15 protein-coding genes are annotated in these 18370 nt (G+C 63.4%); 8 read left to right on the top strand and 7 right to left on the bottom strand.

Annotated elements, in window-relative coordinates; genetic code table 11:
* Window positions 1-62: 62 nt before the first annotated feature.
* Window positions 63-689, top strand: coding sequence for a glutathione S-transferase (locus ACT5M9_RS17425; protein WP_457980102.1), 627 nt, complete (start codon window positions 63-65; stop codon window positions 687-689).
* Window positions 690-748: 59 nt separating this feature from the next.
* Here the strand turns inward: ACT5M9_RS17425 and ACT5M9_RS17430 are convergent, their stop codons facing one another.
* The 5 genes from ACT5M9_RS17430 to ACT5M9_RS17450 all read right to left on the bottom strand — a co-directional run bounded on the left by ACT5M9_RS17430 (window position 749) and on the right by ACT5M9_RS17450 (window position 6228).
* Window positions 749-2860 carry an alpha-amylase gene (locus tag ACT5M9_RS17430; protein ID WP_457980100.1) on the bottom strand — a complete coding sequence of 704 codons (2112 nt, stop codon included), beginning with the start codon at window positions 2858-2860 and terminating at the stop codon, window positions 749-751.
* 213 nt (window positions 2861-3073) lie between these two features.
* Window positions 3074-4234, bottom strand: a complete 1161-nt coding sequence (locus tag ACT5M9_RS17435) for a hypothetical protein (RefSeq protein WP_457980098.1) — start codon at window positions 4232-4234, stop codon at window positions 3074-3076.
* Window positions 4234-4605, bottom strand: coding sequence for a GtrA family protein (locus ACT5M9_RS17440; protein WP_457980096.1), 372 nt, complete (start codon window positions 4603-4605; stop codon window positions 4234-4236). Before ACT5M9_RS17440 ends, ACT5M9_RS17435 begins: the two co-directional genes overlap by 1 nt.
* Window positions 4602-5627, bottom strand: a complete 1026-nt coding sequence (locus ACT5M9_RS17445) for a glycosyltransferase family 2 protein (RefSeq protein ID WP_457980094.1) — start codon at window positions 5625-5627, stop codon at window positions 4602-4604. Before ACT5M9_RS17445 ends, ACT5M9_RS17440 begins: the two co-directional genes overlap by 4 nt.
* A 55-nt stretch (window positions 5628-5682) precedes the next feature.
* On the bottom strand, window positions 5683-6228 hold the full coding sequence (locus tag ACT5M9_RS17450) for a hypothetical protein (RefSeq protein ID WP_438550190.1): 546 nt from the start codon (window positions 6226-6228) through the stop codon (window positions 5683-5685).
* Window positions 6229-6536: 308 nt separating this feature from the next.
* Here ACT5M9_RS17450 and ACT5M9_RS17455 point away from each other — a divergent pair, with 308 nt between their 5' ends.
* The 4 genes from ACT5M9_RS17455 to ACT5M9_RS17470 all read left to right on the top strand — a co-directional run bounded on the left by ACT5M9_RS17455 (window position 6537) and on the right by ACT5M9_RS17470 (window position 9963).
* Window positions 6537-7307 carry a substrate-binding periplasmic protein gene (locus tag ACT5M9_RS17455; protein ID WP_457980092.1) on the top strand — a complete coding sequence of 257 codons (771 nt, stop codon included), beginning with the start codon at window positions 6537-6539 and terminating at the stop codon, window positions 7305-7307.
* A 100-nt stretch (window positions 7308-7407) separates the two neighbouring features.
* Window positions 7408-8889: a L,D-transpeptidase family protein gene (locus ACT5M9_RS17460; RefSeq protein ID WP_457980090.1), complete on the top strand. Its 1482-nt coding sequence runs from the start codon at window positions 7408-7410 to the stop codon at window positions 8887-8889.
* A 149-nt stretch (window positions 8890-9038) separates the two neighbouring features.
* Window positions 9039-9584 (top strand): peptidoglycan L,D-endopeptidase MepK, encoded by a 546-nt coding sequence (mepK, locus tag ACT5M9_RS17465; protein ID WP_457980088.1) that lies wholly within the window; start codon window positions 9039-9041, stop codon window positions 9582-9584.
* A gap of 127 nt (window positions 9585-9711) precedes the next feature.
* Window positions 9712-9963, top strand: coding sequence for a DUF3862 domain-containing protein (locus ACT5M9_RS17470; protein WP_438550186.1), 252 nt, complete (start codon window positions 9712-9714; stop codon window positions 9961-9963).
* Between the two features lie 92 nt (window positions 9964-10055).
* Here the strand turns inward: ACT5M9_RS17470 and ACT5M9_RS17475 are convergent, their stop codons facing one another.
* Complete coding sequence (locus ACT5M9_RS17475; protein ID WP_042639652.1) at window positions 10056-10670, bottom strand: trimeric intracellular cation channel family protein; 615 nt, start codon at window positions 10668-10670, stop codon at window positions 10056-10058.
* A gap of 134 nt (window positions 10671-10804) precedes the next feature.
* Complete coding sequence (cysZ, locus tag ACT5M9_RS17480; protein WP_349921404.1) at window positions 10805-11569, bottom strand: sulfate transporter CysZ; 765 nt, start codon at window positions 11567-11569, stop codon at window positions 10805-10807.
* A gap of 109 nt (window positions 11570-11678) precedes the next feature.
* Here cysZ and ACT5M9_RS17485 point away from each other — a divergent pair, with 109 nt between their 5' ends.
* The 3 genes from ACT5M9_RS17485 to ligA all read left to right on the top strand — a co-directional run bounded on the left by ACT5M9_RS17485 (window position 11679) and on the right by ligA (window position 18301).
* Complete coding sequence (locus ACT5M9_RS17485; RefSeq protein ID WP_457980086.1) at window positions 11679-15053, top strand: AAA family ATPase; 3375 nt, start codon at window positions 11679-11681, stop codon at window positions 15051-15053.
* 15 nt (window positions 15054-15068) lie between these two features.
* Entirely contained in the window at window positions 15069-16193 is a 1125-nt protein-coding gene (zipA, locus tag ACT5M9_RS17490; RefSeq protein ID WP_457980084.1) for a cell division protein ZipA, read from the top strand.
* A gap of 101 nt (window positions 16194-16294) precedes the next feature.
* The gene (ligA, locus tag ACT5M9_RS17495) at window positions 16295-18301 is read left to right on the top strand and encodes an NAD-dependent DNA ligase LigA (protein ID WP_457980083.1); all 2007 of its coding nucleotides are present in this window, start codon (window positions 16295-16297) and stop codon (window positions 18299-18301) included.
* Window positions 18302-18370: the final 69 nt, after the last annotated feature.

The following is an 18370-nucleotide window of genomic DNA, read 5'->3' on the forward strand; positions in this document are numbered from 1 at the left end:
CCATGAGATGTCGTGCCCACGGGGCAAAACGAGCTCATCCATAACCCAAGCAGGAGGCAATAATGGGATCCCTGGTTTTGACGGTAGGCACGGGCTCCACCTGGTCGATGCGCGCGTCCCTGGTGCTCGCGCTGAGCGGACTGGCGTGGCAGGAACAGGTATTCGATCTGGAGGATGCCAAGGCGGTGGCCCGGCTGAAGCGGGTCTCGCCGACCGGGCTGGTGCCCTGGCTCGATGACGGCGAGCTGCGCATTCACGACTCCCTCGCCATCGCCGAGTACCTGCACGAGCTCTGCCCGGGGCGCCACCTCTATCCGGAGAACAGGGCTGAGCGGGCTTTGGCTCGCAGCCTGTGCGCCGAGTTGCACTCGGGCTTTGGCCAGATCCGCAGCCTGTTGCCCTTCTTTTTGGGTGCGCCGACCCAGGGCGAGCCACCGGTGGAGACCCTCACCGAGCTGGCCAGGTTGCAGACGCTCTGGTCCCAGGCGAGGGGAGACTTCTATTTCGGCGAGGCGGGGATCATCGACGCCTTCTATGGGGTGATGGCCTATCGGCTGGCGAGCTACGGCATAGCGCTGCCCGGTCAGGCCGGTGCCTATCAGCAGACCCTGCTGGCCTGGCCCCTGTGGCAGGAGGCTCTAGTCAGGGCGAGGCTGCAATGGCCTGCAAAATCCCGCCAACCGGTATGAACGCAGCATAAAAGAGGGGAATCGATGGCTCCCCTCATACTGATCGGGTCAAGGGGCGATCATTTGGCCCGGCCGGCGAACACCACCACCACCTTGTCGGCCCCTTTCTCGCGCACGAAGCTGTAGGGGGCATCGGAGAGCTTCTTGTGGCTGCCCGCCGCCACCGCCGGGTGGGCGGCCCTGAACTGGCCGAGACGCTGCCAGTGCTTGACCAGCTCCGCCTTGTCGCCACTCACCAGCTCCTGCCAGTTCATGTCGGAGCGCAGGGCCTGATCGAACACGCCCCCATCCTTGGCCAGCCCGCGGCCTGACTCGTCCCCGTAGTAGAGCTGGATGCCGCCCGGCAGCAGCATGAAGCTGCTGGCCACCCGCCGCTGCAGCGGCACGTCCTGATAGTCGCCGAAGAACAGCTTGGTGTCGTGGGAGCTGATATAGCTCAGCACGTTGAACTCCGGATCCTGATTGATGCGGCTGGCGTAACTGGCATAGGTGGGTTCGGCTCCTGCCAGACACTGGGCCTGGGGCAGGGCGAACTCGCGCTGATAGTCGAAGTTGATCAGGGAATCGAAACCGTTCTGGTACCAGAAGTCCTTGGCGACCCCGTGATCCCACACCTCGCCCACCATGTAGAAGGGCAGGCTGTCGAGGGCCTTGGTGGGGTTGGCGGCCTTCCACTCCTTGAGGGCCGCGGTGCCCTCCTGCTTGAGCCTGGCCCAGACCTCGGGCTCCAGGTGCTTGACGGTGTCGGCCCGGAAGCCGTCGATGCCAAAGCGGCGCACCCAGTCGGTGTGCCAGGCGATGAGGTAGTCGCTCACGCTGGCATCGGGTAGCGCCTTGGCCCCGGTGTCCTTCTTCGCCGCGAGCAGGGGGGGCAGCCCCACCGCTTTGCTGGACTCGGTCAGGAAGTCCGGCAGGCCAGCCACCGAGCCAGTCACATCGTCGGTGCCGGGTTGGGGGTAGCCGGGCAGACCGGCCCGCACCCAATCCGGCCCCCACCACTTGCTCCAGTCGCTCGACTGATAGTCGATGAACTGGTTGTAGCCATGCCAGTTGAGGCCGCCACTCGGGCGCCAGTCGTTCCAGCGGGCGGGGAGTTTGCCGGTGTTCTGGGTCAGGCTGTCGAGGCCGAGATCCTGCAAGTCCGCCAGGGTGGCGTAGCCGGCGTGGTTCATCACCACGTCGAGTATGATGCGCATGCCGCGCTTGTGGGCCTCGTCCACCAGCGTCTTGAGGCTCTCCTCATCGCCGTAGTTGGGATCGATCTTGGTGAAGTCCAGCGCCCAGTAGCCGTGATAGGCGTAGAAGGGGAAGTTGCCCTGCTCGCCGCCGCCGATGAAGCCGTGCACCTGCTCCACCATGGGGGTGATCCAGATGGCGTTCATGCCGAGGGACTTGATGTAGTCGAGCTTCTCGGTCAGCCCCTTGAAGTCGCCGCCGTGCCAGGTGGCGACCTCGTCCTGCCCATCCTTCTGGCGGCCGAAGCTGTGATCGTTGGTCGGGTCGCCGTTATGGAAGCGGTCGGTCAAGAGGAAATAGACGCTCGCCTGATCCCAGCCGAAGGGCTCGGCCTTGGCTGCCGCGACCGGTTCGAGCAGCAGCAGACCGCCGCTCTCTTTCGATGGGGTCAGCGTCAGCTTGCCGCCCCTGACCACAGCCTCCTGTTTTGAGTAGGCGTCCCGCAGCCGGGTGCCGTCCGGCCAGACCCCTTTCAGCGAGACGGTGACCGGGCCGCCGTCCCAGGCGATGCAGGGCTCCTCCGGGGGCTGGCGCTTGAACTCGCTTTTCTTGGTGGCCCGCAGGACCTTGAGGCTGGGGGTATCCGGGTTGAAGGTGAACTCATAGTCCCCTGCCAGCATCACTCGCAGGGAGAAGCTGTTCTCCTTGGCGCACTTGTCCATGGGCTGGGCCGTGCCGAACGGCAGCGGCTTGGTTTCGCTCGGCCCGAAGCTGGTGCCGCAGCTGTTGGCGGCATCGCCGATGCGGATCTGGTGGCTGCCCTTGCTCAAGGTATGGATCAGGCTGACGGTTCCCTTGTCCAGCGCCAGCTCACCGGCTACCGGCTTGCCATCCACATAGAGTTGCACCCGAGGAGATGCCGCCGCCTGGCCGGCAAACAGGGGGGCGGCCAGCAGGGCGAGCCAGAGGGGGGAGGGACGGGGGAGGAGACGCATAAGCCATTCCTTGAGCAAAGTGAGCGGGTCGGATTCCGTGGAGGAACTCATTCTAGGGGGCTGAGGGGAGGGGCTGGATCGGGAAAATCCCGATTTGTGAGGTGAGTTCAAATGGTTACGTTTTCAAGCTCGGGAAACTGTGATGCCTGTCCAAAGAGGGCGGCCATAAAAAATGCCGGTCCATGGACCGGCATTTTTTTGGGGCGGGGATCGTCAGACGGTGAAGAACTTGAAGTTGACGAAGGCCACCGCGATGAAGGAGGCGACCATGCCGCTGACGCACAGCACGGCCGGACGCAGGGCGGGCCAGCGATGGGTCAGCAGTATGATGGCCAGCAGGGTCGGGTAGAGGCCGAACATGTAACGCGGCATGGCGTTGAGCCCCGTCATCAGCGGTATGGTGCAGCAGATGAACATCAGGGTCGCCTCGGCCCAGCGCTTCTGGCTGAACAGATAGAGGTTCAGACACCAGCCGAAGATCACCATGATGGAGAGGTAGGCCTTGCGACCGCCGAGCTCAAACCCGCTCAGCCACCAGTCCAGCGGGCTGTCCATGTAACGGCCCCAGGCCACCTGGATGTGCTTGAAGGCGAACGCATCCCCGGTGAGGTGATACAGATAGACCATGTAGGAGAACAGGCCGAGCGGGATGAGCCAGATGCTGAACACCACCTTGAAGGCCCGCTCGGTGAAACGGAAGAATTCGCGCCAGCCATAGGCCTGCAGCGCCAGGATCAGCACAGGGAACACCATCATGACCCCGAGGTTTCGGGTGCCGGAGATGAAGATGCCGATGAACCCGACCAGCAGCCACTGCTCGCGATAGGCGAACAGGAACATGAGCAGCATGAAGAGCATGAACATGGACTCGCCGTAACCGGAGACGAAGTAGGCGGAGAAGGGAGAGAAGGCCAGCAGCCAGACTCCGAAACGTGCGCTGTCTTCACCCAGCTTGAGCTGACGCAGCACCAGCAGCATGGCCGGCAGGGAGAAGAAGAAGGCGATGTTGGTCACCAGCATCAGGCCGATCAGACTCTCCACGTTGAGCAGGTTGGAGAGGCCGCCGGAGAGCATGGGGTAGAGGGGCATGAAGGCCCAGTTCGCCGCATTGCCCTTGCTGAGCCAGCGGGGATAGAGGTCATAGCCGTTTTCGATGATGCGCTGGAACCAGACGCAGTCGAACTGGCAATAGGCCTGCAGCGGGCCTATGCCGGGGGTACCGTAGAGCTGGACGCCGAAGTAACCCATGCCGTAGAGGGCGAGGCGACTCAGAGCGAAGGCGGCGATGATGATCAGCCAGTCACGGCCGCTGATGGCCAGGGACGGGCGATAGGGCCCCGCGGCGGCGGGAGGGGAAGTTGTCATGTCATTCATCAGGCAAATACCCAGACGCGAGAGAGAAGGTAGGTGAGTATGGTCACGGCCAGGGTGGCGATGACCACGGGCAGCAGGCCGGAGAGCCCCGCCAGCAACAAGCCGGAGAGCAGCAGGTTACGCACCGCCAGGGAGAAGAGCGCCACCAGCAGGAACTTGCTGGCCGCCCCCTGCTTCTGGAAGGTGATGTAGCGATGGCCGAAGAAGGAGAACCAGAACGCCACCGCGAACGCCAGGGTGGTCACCAGGTGTTCGGAGATATCCGGCCAGTTATGAAACAGCGCGAACGAGGTGCCGAGGTCGACGAGGGTAGCCCCCCCGCCGACGAAACCGAAGCGAACCAGACGCCAGAATTCCTCGCGGGAGATCATTGGGGCGTCGGCTCCTGCTCATCCTGCTGCTTGTCGGCAGATTGCGGCTTGCCCGCATCCGCCTGCTTGTCCTTGGCGTACTGGCCGTAGACCCCTTCGATGAGGTAGACAGGGCGCTGCTTCACTTCGACGAACATGCGGCCTATGTACTCGCCGATGATGCCAAGAGACAACAACTGGATGCCACCGAGGAACAACATCACCGACATCAGGGACGCATAGCCCGGCACGTCGATGCCGAAGAAGAGCACCTGGGTGATGATCTTGAGGATATAGAGGAAGGCAACGAAGGAGACCCCGACCCCGACATAGCTCCACACCCGCAGCGGCCAGCTGGAGAAGCTCATCAGGCCGTCGAGGGCGAAGTTCCACAGCTTCCAGTAGTTGAACTTGGTCTCGCCGGCGTGACGGGCGGGACGCTCGTAGGGGACGCCCACGGCGCGGAAACCGGCCCAGGCAAACAGCCCCTTCATGAAGCGGTTGCGCTCCGGCAGCAGCTTGAGGGCCTCCACCACCTTGCGGTCGATCAGGCGGAAGTCACCGGCGTTCTCCGGCAGCTTGGTGCTGGTGGAGAGCGCGTTGAAGAAGCGGTAGAAGCCGCCTGCGGTGAGGCGCTTCATCGGGGTGTCGGCGCTGCGATCCACCCGGATGCCGTAGACGGTGTCATAGCCGCCGGTCTGCCACAGCTTGACGAACTCCAGGATGAGGGCGGGGGGATCCTGCAGATCCACGTCCATGGGCACTATGGCATCGCCCTTGGCCTCATGCAGGCCGGCGGTCATGGCCGCCTCCTTGCCGAAGTTGCGGGCCAGGTTGACCAGGGTGACACGGGGGTCGCGGGCGATGGCCTGCTCGACCACCTCGCGGGTACGATCGCGGCTGCCATCGTTGACGAACACGATTTCAAGCTGGTCTTTGAGGGGGGCCAGTTCGTCATCTATCGCGCTGATAAAGGCGTCTATGCTCTCTTCCTCGTTATAAACGGGTACGACCAGAGAGAGTCGAAAATCGGCATGCGACATGGGAACTTCCTTATTAGAAAATCACGTTTAAAGGCTGATTTTTAGATTTTTATCTTCACTGTGCAACAGTCAGGCGCACAGACTGCACGTTGAGCGGCGTCGGGGCGGACAGGGCCAGGAAGTTGGGGCGCTTGGGGTCGGCGGTCAGGGAGTCCCCCGGCAGGTTGAGCCGGATCTCGTTGATGCCCGCCTTGGCCAGCTTGACCGTGGTGGTGAAGTCATGACCCAGGGCGACCTTCAGCAAGGCACCGGCTTCCGGGCTGTTGATCCTGGCCTGGATGGTGAGCTGCTCCGGCTGTGCCTGCTGCTTGGGCAGGACGAAGTAGAGACCGCCCTGACCGCTGAGCTCGGTGCCCTCGGCGCTCGGCTTCTTGGCCCAGCCTTCGCTGGAGAGGAAGCGGCTCGGCTTGGTCAGATTGAGTTCGTTGCCCGGCTGGTAGGTCATGCTGGAGTTGTGTTCCCAGAAGCGGGTCTTGCCTTCCAGGTAATAGAGCTTGTAAGCCAGGCTCACGTTGGGGTGAGCGGCCAGATAGAGGGTGTAGAGATAAAAACCACTCAGTGCCATGATGGCGGCCAGAAAACCGAACTTTTTGTAGGTCATATTACTCACTCGACGCCTGACGGATGGGTAGGCAGATTTCGCGCATATGCTAATCCAATTGCAAAAAAAGCATAGTGGATCACAAAAATATATTTGCTCACATATTAACCCCGATATCCCTGCTCGCCAAATGGCTTTGGGTGGCATATGGAGCCCTTTTCGTCGACCCTTGTCCATGCCGGGCGGGCGCCGCGATTGCTCAGGGATGATCAGTCAAACGACTGATATTGCTCACCGCTGTGGCAGGAACTGTCGCCAATTCGCCGCCGCAGATCTAAGATGGCGGGCCCCGATGTCAAGGATGACCCATGAGACTGCCACTCCTCTGTTGTCTGCTCTGCTGCCTGCCGGTGTCCTCCCTGTGGGCGCAATCCCTCTGCCCGTCTCCCCTGCGGGTCGGTTTCGACGACTGGCCGCCTTACCACTATTACCAGCGAGAGGGGAACAGGCGGCAGTTGAGCGGGTTTGCGGTGGAGTACCTCAATGCCATCGCCGCTCGGCTGGGGTGTCGCCTGATCTATGTGGAGCGCCCCTGGAAGCGGGTGTTGCAGGATGTGGAGCAGGGCCGGCTGGACATTGCCATGGAGGCCTATTTCTATGACGACAGGGCCGGTTATGCCTGGTTCTCTCATGCTTACAACCCTGGCCGCACCCAGCTCTGGGTGCGTGGCAGCGATGCCGGTGATGCACCGGATCTGGCGAGCTGGCTCGCACAGGGGCATCAGCTCGGGGTGACCAAGGAGTACTACTACGGGGCCGAGATCACCGCCTTGCTGCGGGATCATGCGCACCAGGTGAGCGCCGTCAATGACGCACAAAACTATCGCAAGCTGCGTCTCGGGCGGATAGACGGTTTTCTCGGGGATAGTTTGGCCACCCCCTGGGGTCTGAAGAGAGAGGGGCTGGCCGAGGGCATAGTCCCCCACGGGATGCAGATCTATGAGACGCCGACCTACTTCATGCTGAGCAAGCAGACCCTGTCGGGGGACTTCGTGGGGAGATTCAATCAGGCGCTGGACGCCGTCAGCCAGAGCAAAGAGCATGCCCGTATCTGGCGCCGCTACGCCCTGGCCCGCTAGCGCCGGGTGGCCGCCCGCTGGCAAAGTCACCGTCATTCACGCATCATGGGCTCCTGACCGCGGCGCCTGACAGGCCAAATTGAACCGATTTGAGGTAAGCATGGGGAAGAAGCATTGGCTGGCATTGGCAAATCTTATCTGGCTCGGCTGCTGGCCGGCGGGGATGGCCCATGCCAACACGGAGCAGATGGTGGTGGCCAGCCCCAGCGTTCAGCACGACTGGTATCAGGATAGCGAGGCCGAGCAGGCGCGCCAGGAGCTGGAGAGCCAGCTGCAGGAGGCGGTGCTCGCCCAGCTGCACCCGGATTTCTACCGGCTCTGGCAGCAGTTGCAGAAGACCCCGGGCGACAAGCGTGGCGCCCTCTATGACGAGGTCTTCGCCAAGCTGGCTCGCTTCCAGCATGCCTGGCGCGCCATGGACCTGGTCGCCCGTGAGCAGATGCAGACCCAGAAGCTCGACTTGAACAAGTCCCTGACAGAGTCACCCCGGGGCGGCAACCTGCTGGAGCAGGTCAAGCAGCTCAGGCCCCAGGTTGCCGAGTACGAGGTGGTGCGTGAAGAGGTGCGCAAGCTGCTGGCCATGCCCATGGCCAGGCAGTGGCCGAGTCTCGACATGCCGACCCTGCGGGCCGGGGAGAGCTCGACCGAGCTTGGCCGGATCCGCGCCATCCTCAATGTGCTGGGAGACGGTGCCCCGAACGATGATGAGGTCATCTACGATGGCGAGACCGAGGCCGCCATCAAGCAGTTCCAGCGCCGCCACGGTCTGACCGCGGATGGCATCATAGGTCGCCAGACCCGCTCCTGGCTCAATACCGGGCCACAGGTTCGTGCCAGCCTGCTGCTGCGCAACCTCTGGCGTCGGGATCTGGTGGATCATCTCGCCAATCGCTACGTGCTGGTCAATATCCCGGATTACCGCCTGAGCGTGGTGGAGTCCGGCAACGAGGTGTTCACCAGCCGGGTCATCGTCGGCAAGGAGCAGCGGGCCACCCCCATACTCGCGAGCGAGATCCGCTCCATCGTCCTCAACCCCGCCTGGCACGTGCCGCGCTCCATCCTGAGCAAGGACATATTGCCAAAACTCGGGCGTGACCCCGCCTATCTGGATCGGGAGCAGTTCGAGGTGATAGACGGCGAGGGCAACCCGGTGCAGTTCAGCGAAGATGGCTGGCACCATGCGCTGGCCTCCGGTTTCCCCTACCGCTTGCGGCAAAAACCCGGGGATCACAACGCCCTCGGCCGCTACAAGTTCTATCTGCCGAACAACGAGGCCATCTACCTCCACTCGACCCCGCGCAAGTCCCTGTTCGAGCAGGGGGCGCGTGCCTTCAGCTCGGGCTGCATCCGGGTAGAGCATGCGGACGATCTGGCCGAGTTACTGCTGACGGACTCCCGCTATCAGCCGGACAAGGTCGCCAGCATCCTGAAGGACACCCAGACCAAGTGGCTGCCCCTGACCACCCCGATCCCGGTGTTTACCGTCTACTGGAGCAGCTGGATCGACGACGAGGGGCGCCAGCAACTGCGCAACGACATCTACGGATTTGATCGGGTCAGCTTCCAGAGCCGCTTGTTGTGATCCCAGCCACAGAGTGAGAAGCCCGGCCGGTGCCGGGCTTTTTCATGGCCGATTGTGGTTTGACATGGGGGAGGGGGCTGAGTAATTTCAGGCGTCAAGACCAAGATTACTCATCAAATCCACTTAAATATGCGATGGACGGACCAGGGATGCTGGAACAAGAGATAAGCCGACGCCGTCTGCTGCTGGGAGCCAGTTGCCTGATGGGCACCAGCCTGCTGTCGTTTCCGGCCATGGCGAGCCGCAGCACCTCGGGGCGTGAGCTGAGCTTCTTCAATCTCAACACCGGCGAGCGGGTGCAGGCAAGCTATTGGGAGGACGGTCACTATCTGAGGGATGGCCTGGCGGAGCTCAACCATATCTTCCGTGATTACCGCAGAAATGAAGTGTTCAACATCGACAAGAAGCTGTTTGATCAACTGTTTCTGCTGCAGCACAAACTGGGGCGCAAGGGGGAGATCCAGCTCATCTCCGGTTACCGCTCCCCCCAGACGAACAACCAGAAGCGCCGCAAGAGCCGGGGTGTGGCCAAGCACAGCTACCACACCCTGGGCCAGGCGGTGGATGTACGCATCCCCGGGGTACAGCTGGTCCACCTGCGCAAGGCGGCTCTGAACCTCAAGGTGGGCGGGGTCGGCTACTACCCTGCCGATAATTTCGTGCATCTGGATACCGGCCCGGTTCGCAGCTGGTGAGGCAGGTCGGGCAAGACGCTTCTGATCCCGAGATGGCCAGGTAGCGGGGTTCGCTCGACACTGGTCGGTGCTGGCAATCAGGGGGGGCCAGCTGCTAGGCTCTGGTCACTAGCCAGAGGAGAGACAGATGAAGCAGATCCTGATCGGGGGAATGATCGCCCTGTTGTTGACCGGTTGCAGCAAGCTGAACCGGGAGAACTACGACAAGTTGAAGATGGGCATGAGCTATGCCGAGGCCAGCACCATACTCGGCAAGGCGGAGCGCTGTGACGATGCGCTCGGCACCACCAGCTGCATCTGGGGCAAGGATGGCAAGAACATCCAGGTGCGTTTCATCGCGGACAAGGCCACCTTCTTCAGTTCGGAAGGGATCAACTGAGCCGAGCCCGTGTCCATCCCCCAATAAAAAAGCGCCAGAAGGCGCTTTTTTATTGCTCGTTATCCAGCCATTCAAGCCAGAAACTGGCGTGCTCAGTGGGTGGCGTACTGGTAGTTGAAGGTGGGCAGTCCCCACTTGAAACGTACCGCCAGCAGCCGCATCACGAAGCCGATCCCCAGGGCGCCGAAGGCAGCCCAATCATTGGGGAGGCCCTGATCCAGCGCGAGGCAATAGAGCCCGGCCGTGACCAGGGAGACGGCGGCATAGAGCTCGCGCCGAAACACCAGGGGGATGCGCTGGCACAGGAGATCCCGCAGCACGCCGCCGAAGACCCCGGTCACCACCGCCATGATGCAGGCGATGCCGGCCCCGTGCCCCATCTCCAGCGCCCTGGCCGCCCCGAAGATGGAGAAGACCACCAGCCCCAGAGCATCCAGCGCCATGAACAGCTTGCCGAGGTAGCGCATCAGGGGGGCCGAGATGACCCCGACCATGGCGGCGCCCGCCACCAGCAGCACATATTCGGGGTGCTCCACCCAGAGCAGGGGGTAGTGCCCCAGCAGCACATCCCGGATGGTGCCGCCACCTATGGCGGTCGCCGAGGCGATGATCACCACGCCAAACAGATCCATCCGCCGCCGACCCGCCGCCAGCGCGCCAGTCATCCCTTCGGCCACCAGGCCGAGCAAGAAGAGTGCATGTAACATGAGTAATACCAGGGAATGAGAAAGGACCGCATCCTAGCAATCCAGTGTTAGCTGGGCAAGCACAGTCAAACATGCATTAGATTAAGTAATGAAAAGGGGGCTTTCGCCCCCGTTTTTGGTTATGTCAGCCCGCTTTAGCGCCGCAATTGCTCGGCTCGATATTGATCCACCCACATGGCGGTGGCGCCGCAGATGGCGACCGGCATCACGAACAGGTTCACCACAGGAATGGCGGAGAAGAGGGTGACCAGGGCACCGAAGCTCAGGCACTTGCCGCGGCGCTGCTTGAGGGCATCGCGCATGGTGGTGAAGTCGATCTTGTGGTTGTCGAACGGGTAATCCACGTACTGGATCGCCATCATCCAGGCGCTGAACAGGAACCAGAGCACGGGAGCTAGGGTCTGGCCCACCACGGGGATGAGGAAGAGGATGAGGCAGCCGATGGCCTTGGGCAGGTAGTACTTCAGCTTGGTCCACTCGCGGCCGAAGGTGCGCGGCACATCCTTGACCACGTCCAGCATGCCGGTGTCGCTCATGGTCTCGCCGGTGAGAATCTGCTCCACCTTCTCCGCCAGCAGGCCGTTGAAGGGGGCGGCGATCCAGTTGGTCACCGAGCTGAAGATGAAGGAGAAGACCACCAGTATGGTGATGAGGGCGATAGGCCAGAGCAGGTAGTCGAGCCAGCTGAGCCAGGACGGGATCTGCTGATGCAGCCAGGCAAACAGACCGTCCAGTTGCAGCAGGAGCGCGTAGAAGGCACCGGCGAACAGCACCACGTTGACCAGCAGGGGGATCATCACGAAGGTGCGGATCCCGGGCTGGCGGATGAGGGAAAAGCCGCGCAGGAAGTAGTCAGCGCCGCTGACCGAGTCTTTGACCATCTTGGGGGATTGGCTCATCTGAGCTCCATCTGTTAACGGGAAACTGCCTGCATATTACAAACAAGCTTTTGATTTGGTAAAGTCGCCTGCCCGCCTCTTCGATATTTCGTTACCCAGATAGGCCCTCATGCGTCTGAAATTGATTAAACTCGCCGGTTTCAAGTCGTTTGTCGAGCCGACCCGCATCGAACTCAGCGCCGACATGACCGCCGTGGTCGGGCCCAACGGCTGCGGCAAGTCCAACGTCATCGACGCGGTGCGCTGGGTACTGGGGGAGAGCTCGGCCCGCCATCTGCGGGGCGAAAATATGACGGACGTCATCTTCAACGGCTCCATCAACCGCAGCGCCCATGGCCGCGCCTCGGTGGAGCTGGTCTTCGACAACCCCCATAACCGGGTCCCCGGTGAATTCGGCCGCTTTACCGAGATCTCGGTGCGCCGCGAGGTGCTGCGTGACGGCTCCAACCATTACCAGATCAACGGCCAGAAGTGCCGCCGCAAGGATGTGACCGACCTCTTCCTCGGCACCGGCCTCGGGCCCCGCAGTTACGCCATCATAGAACAGGGCACCGTCAGCCGGCTGGTGGAGTCCCGCCCCGCCGATCTCAAGCTGTTCATGGAGGAGGCGGCCGGGGTCTCCCGTTACAAGGAGCGGCGCCGGGAGACCGAGCAGCGCATCCGTCACACCCAGGAGAACCTGGAGCGGCTCGGCGATATCCGCGGCGAGCTGGGTTCCCGCCTCGAGCATCTCAAGGCCCAGGCCGAGACTGCCGAGCGTTACAAGCAGCTCAAGCATCGCAGCCGCGCCGCCCGGGCCGAACTCATCGGATCCGAGCTCTGGGCGCTGGAGACCAGACTCGGCGAGGCCAAGAGCGAGCTGGCCCAGGCCGAGCAGGCGCTGGCGGCTCTCGATGCCAAGCGCACCGCCGATGAAGGGCGCCACGTCAACCTGTCGGTGGCCCGCCAGGAGGCCCAGGCCGAGCAGGCGAGCCGCCAGCAGCAGATCTTCCTCGGCGGGCAGGCCATCGCCCGCCTCGAGCAGCAGCAGCTTCACCAGACCGAGCTGGGTCGTGACTGGCAACTGAGGCGGCAGGCCCTGACCACCCGTATCGATGAGCTCAAGACCCAGCTGGCGAGCCAGCAGGCGGAGCTCACCGAAGGAGTCCTGAAGGGGGAGCTGGCGTCGGCCCGTCTCGAGCAGTGTGAGCAGTTGCTCACCGACCAGCAGGGGCTGCGGCTGGCCGCCGGCGAGGGGCTGGAGCAGGCCCGCCAGCAACAGCAGCAGTGGCAGCAGCGTATCGGCGAGTCGCAGGGGCGGCTCAACCAGACCCGCGCCGAATTGGGCGGCCTGCAGGAGCTGCAGGCCAAGACCCGGCTGGCCCGGCTCAAGTTGGAAGATGAGCAGGGCGGTCCCCTCGGCGGGGAGGACGAGACGCTGCAGCCCAGGCTGGATGCGCTTGCCGCCGAGCTGGAGATGAGTCGGGCGCGCTGCGCCGAGCAGGAGGGGCAGTGGCAGGAGGCCGTCGCCCGCCACGAGGAGTGCAAGTCCCGGCAGAGTCAGCAACATGGCCAGCTACGGGAGCTGGAGGCACGTCTCACGACCCTCGGCCAGATCCTGGGGGAGCAGATGCAGGGGGATACCCTGGCGGATCGGCTGCAGGTCGCTCCCGACTGGGCCCAGGCTCTGGACAAGGTGCTCGGCCGCTGGCTCACCGCCCAGCCGGCGGATCTGTGCAACCTGGAACAGAGCGGGCTCTGGATCGGCCCGGCTCAAGCCCCGGTGCCTGGTACCCTGGCGGCCCAGATCGGAGGGGATCATATTCCCGCCTTCCTCAACGCCATCTGGCTGGTGGCCAGCAGGGAGGAGGCGCTGACCCGCCAGCCAGCGCTCGCGGCCGGTGAGTCCGTGCTCACCCGGGAGGGTGACTGGTTGGGTCCTAACTGGGCCGATCTCGGTCAGGGGGGAGCCCTCGGCACCCTGGCGCTGCTCGGGGAGCGTGAACGGTTACATACCGAATTGAATGCGGGCTGCCAGGGGCTGGCCAGTCTGAATGAGCAACTGAGCGTGGCCGATGCCGCGCGCGCCAGCTTGCAAGCCGTCCTCGAGCAGAGCCAGCGCGAGCTGCGCGAACTGGAATCCCAGTGGCAGAGGCTGCGGGAAGCCTGGAGCCTGCAGGAGGGCCAGCGTCAGGCGCGTCTGCAGCGTCTCGGCCAACTCGGCGAGGAGTTGCTGCGACTGGACAAGGAGCAAGCCGAGGAGGCGCAGCGCGCCGCCATCCTGTCCCAACGTCTCGAACTGGAGGAGGCGCAGCTGGCCGAACTGCAGGAGCAGGGCGAGCCCCTGGCGGTATCCCTGCAACTCGCCCAGGAGCGGGTCAGCAGTGCGGAACGGGGGCAGGAGGAGGCGCGCATGCGCCGGGAGCAGCAGCAGGCCGATTGCCAGCGCCTGCAACTGGAGCAGCAAAACCTGTCGCAGCTCATCGCCCTGCGTGAGCAGGAGCTGGCCCGTCTCGGGCTGGAGCTGGCGGAGCTCAAGGGGCCGGATGCGCAGGCGGTGCAGGATCTCTCCCCCTTGCTCGCCGAGCAGCAACGGCTCGAGGCGCAGCAGCTGGCCTGTCATCAGCGGCTCAACGAGCTGGAGCGGCAACTGAAAGAGCTGGATCAGGCTCGCAGCGCCGATCACAAGCAGCTCGTACAGCTACAAGAGAAGCTGGCCCAGCTTCGGCTGGAGCGGGAGCGCAACCTGACCCGCCGTCAGGGGCTGCACGAGCAGTTCGAGGAGCTCGGGGTCCGGCTGGTGGATCTCGATCAGGCGGTGCTGATCGCCGCCGATCGCGGCAAGCTGCGCCAGGAGATCCAGACCCTGGAGGCGCAGGTGGAAACGCTTGGGGCCATCAACCTGGCGGCCCTCGAGGAGTACGAGGAGGCGAAGACCCGTTCAAGCTACCTCGAAAACCAGTGCCAGGATCTCGAGCAGGCCCTTGAGACCCTGAGCCAAGCCATTAAAAGAATTGATAAAGAAACACAAATACGCTTCCGCGACACTTTCGATAAGGTCAACGAAGATTTAAAATCCCTGTTTCCAAAAGTGTTCGGGGGGGGCAGTGCTTGGCTCGAGCTGACCTCTGATGATCTTTTGGAGGCCGGAGTGAGCATCATGGCAAGACCTCCGGGCAAGAAGAATGCTACCATTGCCCTGCTTTCCGGGGGGGAGAAGGCGTTGACGGCCCTTGCGCTGGTCTTTGCCATCTTCAGACTCAATCCAGCGCCCTTCTGTCTGCTGGATGAGGTGGATGCACCGCTCGACGAAGTGAACGTGGGTCGCTTCTGTTCTCTTGTCAAAGAGATGTCGAGCACAGTACAGTTCGTTTACATCAGTCATAATAAGGTCTCCATGGAGATGGCTGAGCAACTGATAGGCGTCACTATGCAAGAGCCCGGGGTTTCTCGCATAGTGTCGGTCGACATCGGTGAAGCCGTCGCTTTGGCTGAGCAAAACTAGAAAGAGAAGCAGCTAATGCAGGAATTGCGTTACATCTTGGTTGCCCTGGGCGGAATTGCCATCGCGGCATTGCTCATTCACGGGTTGTGGAGCAACAGAAAGAACCGTCAGGCACCGATCAAGGAGAAACCCCTTGGCCGGATGGAATCCAAGTCGCGGGAACGTGACAGCGATGCGTTTGACAGCGATGGCATCGGTCAGGTGCGTGTGGTCAGTGGTGGCCGTCGTGCCGAGCCCAAGCTGCGTGGCGACGAGGCCCGCCAGCCTGAAGCCAGCCGCCGTGCTCCCGTCCCCGATTTCGACGACGAGGATGATGACGCCGATCTGCCGCCCCCCGTGGTTCGCAAGCCTGCTCCCCGTCCGGTCGCACCCGCTCCTGCCCCCGTCTATGAGGAAGAGGAGTATGACGAGCCGAGCCCAGAGCCCGTCGAGGAGGCCCCGGCCGCGCCGGTGCGCAAACCCGCCCAGGTGATTCGCCGCACTCCGGTACACAGATCCCGTCCCCAGCGTGAGCCCATGATGCAGCCGCTGGACGAAGAGCCGCTGGTGGAGCCGGCCTACGCCCAGGCGCCGACCTTCGGTGCCCGCGCTGCTGCCCCCGAACCTCAGTCCCGTCAGGCCGCCCCCGCTCCCGTCTATGAAGAGCCGGAGTACGACGACGAGCCCGCCTACGAAGAGGAGGCGCAGCCCACCCCCCTGCGGGAGCCGGTCGAGAAGATCTGGCAGGATGTCTATGTCATCAACCTGATGGCGCGCCCCGGTCAGGATCTGCAAGGAGCGACCCTGCTCTCCTCCCTGCTGGCGCTCGGCTTCAAGTTTGGCGAGATGGATATCTTCCACCGCCACGAGGATCTGGGTGGCAAGGGGGAAGTGCTCTTCTCCATGATCAACATGGTCAAGCCGGGCACCTTCAACCCCTATCGCATGGAGCAGTTCAGCACCCCGGGTGTGTCCCTCTTCATGCAACTGCCCCTGCGCAGCAACGCCGCCTTCGCGTTCGAGCACATGTTGCAGGCCGCCGACCAGTTGGCGAGCGACCTCGACGCCATGCTGACAGACGCCAGCCGTAGCCCGCTCAGCGACGACGACATCACCCGTTATCGTCAGGAGCTGGCGGCCTACGAGGCCAGCCGCGACTAAGACGTCCTCCGGGTCAATGAGATTAAAAATGCGGTACCTGGGTGCCGCATTTTTGTTTGTATGGCTACCTTCTTATTTCAACCACAGTCCGAGACTTCTCCATGAGCGACATCCTCTCCCGCCACCGTCAACTGTGTGAGCTGCTGACCGAATACGGCCATCAGTACTATGTGCTGGACAACCCCACGGTGCCGGACGCCGAATACGATCGCCTGATGCGCGAGCTGATCGCGCTGGAGGCCGAGCATCCCGAGCTGAAGACCCCGACCTCGCCGAGCGCCCGGGTCGGCGGCCAGCCGCTCTCGGCCTTCCGCCAGGTGCGCCACGAGATCCCCATGCTGAGCCTGGACAACGTGTTCAGCGACGAGGAGCTGATGGCGTTCGAGCAGCGCATGCGGGATCGCCTCAAGCGCGAGATAAGCTTCCAGTTCTGCTGCGAACCCAAGCTCGACGGTCTCGCGGTCAGCCTGCTCTATGTGGATGGCCAGCTGGTACAGGCCGCCACCCGCGGCGATGGCACCACGGGGGAGGAGATCACGGAGAACGTGCGCACCATCAAGGCCATTCCGCTCGCCCTGCGTGGCAGCGGCTGGCCCGCCCGGCTGGAGGTGAGGGGGGAGGTCTTCATGCCCAAGGCGGGCTTCGAGGCGATGAATGCCAAGGCGCTGGCCGCCGGCGAGAAGGTGTTCGTCAATCCACGCAACGCGGCGGCGGGCAGCCTGCGCCAGCTCGATTCGCGCATCACCGCGAGCCGTCCCCTGAGCTTCTACGCCTACGGGGTCGGTGTCGGGGGGGATGAGCTGGGAAATTCCCACTTCGGTCGCCTGAATCGGCTCAAGGAGTGGGGACTGCCACTGAGCCCCGAAGTGAAGCTCAAGCAAGGGGCGGCCGGTTGCCAGGCGTTCCATGACGACATCCTGGCCCGACGTGGGGATCTGCCCTACGAGATCGACGGCGTGGTCTACAAGGTGGACGACATAGGGCTGCAACTAGAGCTCGGTTTCGTGGCCCGGGCGCCGCGTTGGGCCACGGCCCACAAGTTCCCGGCAGAAGAGGAGATGACCCTGATCGAGAACGTCGAGTTCCAGGTCGGCCGCACCGGCGCCGTGACCCCGGTCGCCAAGTTGAAACCCGTCTTCGTCGGCGGCGTCACCGTCTCCAACGCCACCTTGCACAACGCGGACGAGATCGAACGCCTCGGCGTCATGATCGGCGATACCGTGATCGTGCGCCGGGCGGGGGACGTGATCCCGCAGATCGTCGCCGTGGTGGAAGCTCAGCGTCCGACTGACGCACGTGCGATCATCTTCCCGACCCAGTGTCCGGTCTGTGGCTCGGCGGTGGAGCGGCTGGAGGGGGAGGCGGTGACCCGCTGCTCCGGCGGCCTCTTCTGCGAGGCTCAGCGCAAGGAGGCGATCAAGCACTTCGCCGCCCGCCGTGCCATGGACGTGGACGGGCTTGGCGACAAGATAGTGGAGCAGCTGGTGGACAAGGGACTGGTGAAGACACCGGCGGATCTGTTCGGCCTCAATGCCATCCAGCTCGCCGATCTCGAACGGATGGGGCCCAAATCCGCCCTCAACCTGGTGGCGGCCATCGACAAGGCGCGCAGTACCACCTTGCCCCGCTTCCTGTTTGCGCTCGGCATTCGCGAGGTGGGCGAGGCGACCGCCCTGAACCTGGCGAACCACTTCCTGACCCTGGAGGCCCTGCGCGCCGCCAGCGTGGAGCAACTGCTGGCGGTGGCGGACGTGGGGGAGGTGGTGGCCAAGCACGTCTACTACTTCCTGCGTCAGCCCCACAACATCGAGGTGCTGGAGGCCCTGCTGGCCGCCGGCATTCACTGGCCCGCCATCGAGAAAAAGGAGGCAAGCGAGCAGCCGTTCGCCGGCAAGACCTTCGTGCTGACCGGTACCCTCACTCAACTCTCGCGGGGAGATGCCAAGGCGGCGCTGCAGGCCCTCGGAGCCAAGGTGGCGGGATCCGTCTCCGCCAAGACCGATGTGCTGGTGGCCGGTGAGGCGGCGGGCTCCAAGCTGGCTAAAGCGCAGGAGCTCGGCATCGCCATCTGGACGGAGGCAGAACTGCAGGCGGCGCTTCAGCCCTGAAACCTGCTCTTGCCCTGAGAAACAAACCCGGCCCCATGGCCGGGTTTGTCGTTCAAGGGGTTGTCTTTT

This window comes from Aeromonas sp. AE23HZ002T15, assembly GCF_054165525.2.